The organism is Kordia sp., from assembly GCF_045105435.1.
Classification (GTDB): Bacteria; Bacteroidota; Bacteroidia; order Flavobacteriales; family Flavobacteriaceae; genus Kordia.
In genome coordinates this window covers 1-3,018 of the sequence record NZ_JBGCDL010000107.1, presented here as the reverse complement: position 1 = coordinate 3,018, position 3,018 = coordinate 1, and the positions used below count along the sequence as shown (strand labels likewise).

The window sequence follows — 3,018 nt, the reverse complement described above, 5'->3', positions numbered from 1 at the left end:
AAACGCAGATTTTGTATTTTTGCCTTATAGAAAAGTATGAAAAAAGAAGATCAAGAACGAATAAGTACAGAGTTACTCGATACATTGGTTGTATTAGAAAAGTTGAAGCTGAAACCGAAAAGCTTGTTCAAACAAGCTAGTCTTTTAGGATTCGCAGCCATTATAATTATTGGGCTAGGAGCGTATGGAAGTGTTTCTGAATGGACAGATTTTCCAATACTTCAAGCTGCAATTGCTGCTGGCGGAATTTTATTAGCACTTGCGTTTCGTCCAATTCAAAAACATAAAAAAGAAATAGATCTTACCCGAAAAAAACAACGAACATTGGAAGCATTACTGAAAGAAGATAATTTAGAGTATAAAGCAGATGTGCAAGTTTCGCTTGATAGCAAAGGAAAATATGTGGTTAAGAAAAACATCAAACTAATTACAATAAAATAGCAATACGTGGAAATTTCAGGACATTGTTCGTTTTGTGAACATAAAAAATTTGATTTTAAAGTTGGAAATTTATGCGGATTGACGCAGAAAAAAGCAGACTTTTTACGAAAATGCCCTCGAATTATGATTGGTGATACGGCAAAAGAGGAAATTGCTAAAATAAATTTTGAATATAAAGAATTACAAGATGAGAAACTAAAAGTTGTGTCTCACTTAGTTTTATATACAATTCTTGGTATTGTACTTTTTTTAGTTGTCGCATATTTAACACAAAGGCTTTTTAATATAGATTGGGTAATTGCTTCTACACGTTTTACTGGTGAAGTGGCAGGAATGACAATAATAGGAATAGCAGGAGGAATAGCAACGATAATGTACGCCTTTAAACCTTATATAAAATATACAAATGCAAACCATGCGGTAAAATCTCAAAAGAAACGCATGGACGCTTTTTTTGCATTGTATGATTATGAGTATCGAATTAATTTTGAAGATGAAAATTATCAGACAGCAGTCACTTTATACAGATCAAAACAAAAAATACGTTCATAAAAGTTGATAGACATGGAAAAACTAACCATTGCACAAATTATAACGAAAATTCAGCAAGAAGAATTGTTTGAAGCTGTTTCGGCAGATTATTCTTTTACGATTAAAATTGATAAATATGTACCGTTTGCTTGTGGCGCTGTACATGATGGACATCAATTTAGACGCGAACTTTGGCAAAATTGTATTCATACCGAATATGAACGTTGGTTTGAAGAAGATCCGGCAACGAAAGAAATGGTACAAACGCATCCAATAGTAATTGCAGGAATGGATTCTCGTTTTGAATACGACTTAAATCGCGCGCCTGAAAGTGCCATTTACGAAGATGCTTGGGGAAAACAATTGTGGCATACGCCTTTGTCGGATGAAATGAAACAGAAAAGTTTGGCAAAACATGCAAATTTCTATAAAGTCGTCAATGCATTAATTGCGAAGTTGGAAGAAAAATTTGGTATTTGTGTGGTATATGATATGCATTCGTACAATTGGAAACGCTGGGAAAGAGAAGTGCCTACATTCAATTTAGGAACAGGAAATGTTGATAATGAACGTTTTGGTGCTATTATTGAATCTTGGCGTGCTATGTTGTCTAAAATCAACTTGCCTAACGGAATAGCTTCCACATCAAAAATTAATGATACATTTCAGGGAAATGGGTATTTTTTAAAATTCATTACACAACATTTTAGCAATACCTTAGTTTTGGCAACTGAAGTAAAAAAGATATATTGCGACGAAATTGATCAAATTATGTTTCCCGAAGTTGTTTCTGCTATTGAAACTGCCTTAAAAACGCTGATTCCGCAACACGCAAACGACTTTTATACAAAACATAGTTAAGAAAAGAATACAGTACGAATGAATGATATAAATGTAGCGAGTAAAGTACTTTTTGAAATTGACAAAAACATCGATGATCTGGTAAAGAAAGTCGAATTGTTAAGTTATGTCAATCCATTAAACATTGAGCAGGAAAAGCAAAAGTTTTTTCAGTCCAAATACTTAACCGATCCTAAATTTACATATCCTACGATTGATTTTGATCGTTTTCGCTTGCATCGTGAATTGTTCTCGCAGCCAATAGAACGTATTGAAAACGAATATACAAGAGCGTTGTACGAAGACATTATTTATGCGTATTCTGGATTGATTCAATGTATTGAAACGATAGGAACCACACATAAATTTTATTACAATAGTTTGCATTCGTTTGGTACGCCAACGGAGCAAGATGTAGAAAATGCAAAGTTCATTCTTCATTTTGATGAAGAGGATGAAAATGATGCACAATTTCAACCAAAATATAGTGCAACTGAAACGGAAGTACTTTTCCGTGAATATTCAAAACAATACGATTTCTCTTATCAAATTAAGTTTTCAAAAGATATGAGCGCTATTGCAATGGTTTTAAACAATATAAAAACCCTTGTTATAAATGAAAAACATACATTTTCGGACAATGAAATTGCGGTATTGACCAACCATGAAATTGGCGTACACATGGTGACTACGATGAACGGATTATTACATCCGTTGAAAATATTTTCTAACGGTTTTCCAAATTATGAAGAAACCCAAGAAGGTTTGGCGGTTTTTTCAGAATATATGAGTAATAATTTAACCGTAAAACGCCTAAAAGAACTCGCATATCGTGTTATTGCAGTCGATAGCTTGGCAAAAGGATATTCGTTCTCAAAAACCTTCAGATTGTTTGTAAATACGTATGATTTAGATCGCGAAACAGCTTTTAATATTTCTACAAGAGCGCATCGCGGTGGCGGATTTACGAAAGATTATCTATATTTAACAGGATTGAAAAAGGTGTATGATTATTACAAATCGGGAAAAGATATGAAACCCTTATTGCGCGGAAAAATTGCGTTGGATTACCTAGATAGTATAGAATCATTAGCAAAAAATGGTTGTGCTGTGGACTCTAAACACATCACGGATTCGTACATGCAAAACAATAACACCAATAAAACCGTTGATTTCATTCTTGAGAATTTAAAGTAATATTAAGAA

Annotated in this window: 4 protein-coding genes; all 4 read left to right on the top strand. The window is 33.3% G+C overall.

Features of this window, described 5'->3' with window-relative positions; genetic code table 11:
- Positions 1–36: 36 nt before the first annotated feature.
- From AB8B65_RS05305 to AB8B65_RS05290, 4 genes are read left to right on the top strand one after another with little or no spacing between them, the layout of a single operon-like run.
- Positions 37–441 (top strand): hypothetical protein, encoded by a 405-nt coding sequence (locus tag AB8B65_RS05305; protein ID WP_405299817.1) that lies wholly within the window; start codon positions 37–39, stop codon positions 439–441.
- 6 nt (positions 442–447) lie between these two features.
- Positions 448–993: a hypothetical protein gene (locus AB8B65_RS05300; RefSeq protein WP_405299816.1), complete on the top strand. Its 546-nt coding sequence runs from the start codon at positions 448–450 to the stop codon at positions 991–993.
- 12 nt (positions 994–1,005) lie between these two features.
- On the top strand, positions 1,006–1,833 hold the full coding sequence (locus AB8B65_RS05295; RefSeq protein WP_405299815.1) for an N-formylglutamate amidohydrolase: 828 nt from the start codon (positions 1,006–1,008) through the stop codon (positions 1,831–1,833).
- Between the two features lie 18 nt (positions 1,834–1,851).
- A complete protein-coding gene (locus AB8B65_RS05290; protein WP_405299814.1) occupies positions 1,852–3,009 on the top strand; it encodes a flavohemoglobin expression-modulating QEGLA motif protein in 1,158 nt (385 codons plus the stop codon).
- Positions 3,010–3,018 lie beyond the last annotated feature (9 nt).

Excerpts from the sequence above, each read along its gene's own strand:
- AB8B65_RS05290 (WP_405299814.1), top strand. The coding sequence starts at position 1,852 with ATGAATGATATAAATGTAGCGAGTAAAGTACTTTTTGAAATTGACAAA.
- AB8B65_RS05305 (WP_405299817.1), top strand. The coding sequence starts at position 37 with ATGAAAAAAGAAGATCAAGAACGAATAAGTACAGAGTTACTCGATACA.
- AB8B65_RS05295 (WP_405299815.1), top strand. The coding sequence starts at position 1,006 with ATGGAAAAACTAACCATTGCACAAATTATAACGAAAATTCAGCAAGAA.